This is a genomic window from Cupriavidus sp. HPC(L), from assembly GCF_000307735.3.
In the GTDB taxonomy this organism is placed as follows: domain Bacteria; phylum Pseudomonadota; class Gammaproteobacteria; order Burkholderiales; family Burkholderiaceae; genus Cupriavidus.
The window spans coordinates 1-4,970 of the sequence record NZ_AMPR02000211.1 but is presented as its reverse complement, the minus strand read 5'-3'; the positions used below and the strand labels follow the sequence as shown (position 1 = coordinate 4,970).

Sequence of the window (4,970 nt, the reverse complement as noted above, 5' to 3'; positions counted from 1 at the left end):
AGCAGCAGTGCCTGCGACTGGTTCAGCCGCAACGGCTCCGCAGCGCCGGCCAGGCGCAGGTCGACCGCATTCGCGCGCAGCCGGGCCTGGCTGCGCAGCACCTCGCCATTGGCGAACTCGATGGTGCCGTCGCTGCTCAGCACGCCGCTGTCGACCTGCTCGAACAGGCTCGAATAGCGCTGCACGGCCGGCAGTTGCAGCTGGCCGATATCCCAGCTGGCCTGGCCGCGCCAGTTGCGCCAGTCTCCCTGCGCATGCAGATAGGTATGGCGGAAGGTGCCGGTGACCACCAGCGGGCGGGCGGCCAGCGCGGCCGAGCGCGCTTCCAGCCGCAGGTCGTGGCGGGCGCCGCTGCGGGTGGAACGCAGCAGGATGTCGCCGACTTCCAGCACCGGCAGGCTCCGCTGTTCGTCGAGCCAGCGCACCTTGCCGCCGGTCAGCGTGACCGAGCCCTGTGCCAGCAGCCAGTCGAGGAAGCGATGGTCGTCGCCGCTGCTGTCCTGCATGCGGACCGGCATGCCGGCCACCTCGAGCTTGCCTTTGGCGGAGCGGTGCACCAGCACGTCGGCGCGGTTGGCATCGAAGCGGGCGAAGCGCAGCTCGAGCGCGCTCAACGACTGCCAGGACAGCGCGCCCTGCAGCGTGTCCGCCGACAGCAGCACGCGCTGCTGCTCGTCGACCAGCCGCACGCCGCGCGCATGGAAGGCCGGATGCCAGCCATCCCACGAGGTCTCCAGCGTGGCGATGGTCAGCTGGGCCGACAGCGCCTCGGAGCCGCGTTGCTCCAACCACGCGCGTGCGCCGGCGGCCTGCGGCCACAGCACGAAACGCATCAGCAGGAACAGCACCGCGGCGACGGCCGCCAGCGCGACGCCGATGCGCAGCAGCCAGCGCGCGATCCAGCCCCAGCAGCGGTGCCGTAGCGCGGCGGCGACGGCGCGCCCGGTGGCGCGGGGCGAAGCCTTCAGATGGCCGATCAGTTGGCCGGCCCGGCGGCGCCAGGCCGAGGTCGAAAACGACTTGCCGGAGGCATGGGAACTGGAGGAGGTGGGATCGGAGCCTGGGATGGGCGCGGGACCGGCGGCGGCGGCAGCGGCACCAGCGCTCGAACCCTCCGGCCCTTGAGCTGCTGCCGCGCCGCTGGACGGGGTGGGGCGTTCGGCGGGTGGGGTGGCGCGGCTGGACATGCGCAGATTATCCGACAATACTAGCCGCTCTCCAATTCGAAGCCAGCCCGGGCGGCGTTACCGGTGGCGCATGGTTCCTCGCGCGGCGATCCTCGGCCGCGATCCATCCAAGTGACAGGAATGACTTCCCCAGATATCCCGAGTTCCCAGGCGGGCGCCGGCGGGCACGCTGCCGCCGCTGACGCAGTTGCACCGGATGCCGCCACCGCGGCCGGCGGCCTGGGCGGCATGGCCAGCGGCGCCTTCGCGCTGACCGCCGCGACCGGTCTCGATCCCGCCGATTGCGAGGGACACGCATTGTACTCGGCGGCCGCCTCGCACTACGTGCGGCGCATGATGCAGGCCCGGCCCGAACTGCCGGCGCTGGTCACGCAAGCCAGCGCCGAGCCGCTGACGCGGGTCTGGATGGAAGCGCGGCTGACGGCGCTGCGGCAGCCCGCCGCCGATGCCGAGCAGGCGATCGGCCAGGCGCTGCGCCGGCTGCGCGCCGAGGTGATGTGCACCGTCATCGAGCGCGATCTGCGCGGCCTGGCCACGCTGGCCGAGGTGACCGGCGCGATGACGGACCTGGCCGAACTGTCGATCCAGCATGCGCTGGCCACGTTGACCGACGACATGGCACCGACCTTCGGCCGTCCCGTCGGCGAGCACAGCGGCGAAGTGCAGGAACTGATCGTGGTCGGCATGGGCAAGCTCGGAGGCCGCGAGCTGAATGTGTCGTCCGACATCGACCTGATCTTTCTGTACGACGAGGACGGCGATACGCAGGGCGGGCAGCGCAGTCTGTCGAACCACGAATTTTTCACGCGTCTGGGCCGCCGCCTGATCAGCGTGCTGGCGGAAACCACGGCCGACGGCTATGTGTTCCGCGTCGACATGCGCCTGCGTCCCAATGGCGATGCCGGTCCGCTGGCCTGCAGCCTCGGCATGCTGGAGGAGTACCTGGTGGTGCAGGGACGAGAATGGGAACGCTATGCCTGGATCAAGGGCCGCGTGGTGTCGTCGATCGCCACGCCGCACGCGCAGCGCGCGGCCGACCAGCTGGCGCGGCTGACCACGCCGTTCGTGTTCCGCCGCTATCTCGATTACGGCGTGATCGCCGCGATCCGCTCGCTGCATGCGCAGATCCGCGCCGAGGCCGCCAAGCGCAGCGGCGGCCTGGCCGGCCATGGCGTCAACCAGCGCTCGGCCGACATCAAGCTCGGGCGCGGCGGCATTCGCGAGATCGAATTCATGGCGCAGGTGTTCCAGCTGATCCGCGGCGGCCAGGACCTGGCGTTGCGCGCGCGGCCGACGCTGGAGGTGCTCGCGATCGCCGTCGAGCGCGGGCTGCTGCCGGCCGGGCAGGCGCTGCAGCTGTCCGATGCCTATCGTTTCCTGCGCCAGCTGGAACACCGGCTGCAGTATCGCGACGATGCGCAGACCCATCATCTGCCGACCAGCGACGAGGAACAGGCCGCGGTCGCGCGGATGATGGGCTGTCCGGACTGGCCCGCGCTGCTGGCTCGCCTGGCCGAGCTGCAGGAGCCGGTGGCGCAGCAGTTCGAGGTCACCTTCTCGGACCCGGAGCAGGGCCAGACGCCCGCCGAGACGCTGTGGCCGGCGCTGGCGCATGGCGACGACGAGGAGGCGCCGTGCGCGCGGCTCGCGCAGGCCGGCTATTCCGACTGTGGCGGGCTGCTCGAGCGGCTGCGCGCCACCGCGAGCTCGCCGCGCTATCGCGCGCTGTCCGAGCAGAGCCGGGCGCGCTTCGACCTGCTGGTCAATCGTGCGCTGGACCTGGCGGGGCGGCAGGACGACGCCGATGCCACCATCGCGCGCTTTCTCGACTTCTTCGATGCGATCAGCCGGCGCGCCTCCTATCTGTCGCTGCTGTCCGAATATCCGCAGGCGATGGAGCGCGTCGCCCATACCCTGCACGCGTCGCGCTGGGCCGCCAGCTATCTGACGCGTCATCCGCAGCTGCTCGACGAATTGCTCGACGCCGAGGCGCTGGCCAGCGTGCCCGACTGGGAGGGCTTCCGCGCCCGGCTCGGCGAGCGCCTGCTGGCCGCCCACGGCCAGGTCGAGGCGCAGATGGATATCCTGCGCCGCGAGCACCATGCGGAGACCTTCCGCGTGCTGCTGCAGGACCTGCACGGCAGGCTGACGGTCGAGCAGATCGCCGATCGCCTGTCCGACCTGGCCGACGCGATGCTTGACGTCACGCTGACCGCAGTGTGGCAGCAGCTGCCGATGCGCCATCGCGACACGCCGCGCTTCGCGGTGATCGCCTACGGCCGGCTGGGCGGCAAGGAGCTCGGCTATGCGTCCGACCTCGACATCATCTTCCTGCACGACGACGAGGACGAAGGCGCGGCCGAGATCTACGCAGCCTATGCGCGCCGCCTGATCACCTGGCTGACCAGCCATACCGCGGCGGGCATGCTGTTCGACGTCGACACGCGGTTGCGCCCGAACGGCGCCGCCGGGCTGCTGGTCACCAGCTTCGAGTCGTTCCGCCGCTATCAGCTGCGCCAGGGCGACAACACCGCCTGGGTCTGGGAGCATCAGGCGCTGACGCGCGCGCGCTTCTGCGCCGGCGATCGCGAACTCGGCGCGCGCTTCGAGCGGCTGCGCGAGGAGGTCCTGCGCCAGCCGCGCGATGCCGACACGCTGCGCCAGGAAATCGTCGCGATGCGGCACAAGGTGGCCGAAGGCCATCCGAACCGCGGCGACCGCTTCGACCTGAAGCACGACCGCGGCGGCATGGTCGACATCGAATTCACCGTGCAGTATCTGGTGCTGCTGCACAGCCGTGCCCATCCGGAGCTGACGCGCAACGCCGGCAATATCGCGCTGCTGCGGATGGCCGGGCAGCTCGGCCTGATCGACGCCACGCTGGCCGAATCGGTCGGCGACGCCTACCGGACCTTCCGCGCGCGCCAGCACAAGCTGCGGCTCGACGGCCAGGATCAGGCGCGCGTGCCGCCACAGACGATCGAGGCGCAGGCACGCGATGTGCGGGCGCTATGGCAGGCCGTGTTCGGCGAGGACTGAGCGCCGGTGGGCGTTGAGCACGACGGCGGCGCCCCGCCGGCCACGGCGCCGTCCTCGACATGGCGGCGCGCACTGCCGGCCCTGGGCGCGATGGCAGCGATCGGCGCGCTGTCGGCCGCATTTACCTTCGTGCCGTGGCTGCATGCGCACGGCCTCTATCTGCGCGATGCGCTGATGCTGCCCGGCGGCGACCGCCAATGGTGGCGGCTGCTGACCGCGATGTGGGTCCATCTGGATGGACGCCACTGGCTCGGCAATCTACTGGCGGCGCTGGGCTTGCTGCTGCTGACGGGCCGTGCCGCCGGCGCACGGCAAATGCTGCTGGCCCTGGTGGTCTGTGGGGTCGCGGTGCAGGCCGCGCTGCTGTGGCAGCCCGCGGTGCGCTGGTATGGCGGCCTGTCGGGCGCGCTGCATGGACTGGCGGTCTGGGGCGCCTTGCGTCTGCTGGCGGCGGACCGCTGGTCGCGCGCGATCGGCGTTGCGCTCGCCGCCGGCGTGCTGCTCAAGCTGTGGGTCGAACAGTCGTGGCTCGCACCGGTGCGCTTCGACGCGGCATGGGGGTTTGGCGTGGTGCGGGCGGCCCATTCGGCCGGCGCGGTCGCCGGCTTCGGCTGGTGGCTCGCCCAACAGTGGTGGGCGCAGCGGCGCGCCGCCGGAGGCTAGCGCGCCGGCCTTCGATTCAACGCGGCTCCCGACGGCGACGGCCCGCGGGCAGCCACAGGCCGAACAGACCGGCCAGCGCCA

General features: G+C 71.5%; 2 protein-coding genes and 1 pseudogene. 2 read left to right on the top strand and 1 reads right to left on the bottom strand.

Features of this window, described 5'->3' with window-relative positions:
- Positions 1–1,187: pseudogene (locus tag B551_RS13065) on the bottom strand (DUF748 domain-containing protein); the annotation flags it as partial.
- Positions 1,188–1,415: 228 nt separating this feature from the next.
- Here B551_RS13065 and glnE point away from each other — a divergent pair.
- Both glnE and rrtA read left to right on the top strand, forming a co-directional pair.
- Positions 1,416–4,226 (top strand): bifunctional [glutamate--ammonia ligase]-adenylyl-L-tyrosine phosphorylase/[glutamate--ammonia-ligase] adenylyltransferase, encoded by a 2,811-nt coding sequence (gene glnE, locus B551_RS13060; RefSeq protein WP_052511361.1) that lies wholly within the window; start codon positions 1,416–1,418, stop codon positions 4,224–4,226.
- Between the two features lie 90 nt (positions 4,227–4,316).
- Entirely contained in the window at positions 4,317–4,889 is a 573-nt protein-coding gene (gene rrtA, locus B551_RS13055; RefSeq protein WP_023264262.1) for a rhombosortase, read from the top strand.
- Positions 4,890–4,970: the final 81 nt, after the last annotated feature.

Bases quoted from the DNA above. Each gene is read 5' to 3' on its own strand.
- rrtA (WP_023264262.1), top strand. From the start codon at position 4,317: ATGGCAGCGATCGGCGCGCTGTCGGCCGCATTTACCTTCGTGCCGTGG.
- glnE (WP_052511361.1), top strand. From the start codon at position 1,416: ATGGCCAGCGGCGCCTTCGCGCTGACCGCCGCGACCGGTCTCGATCCC.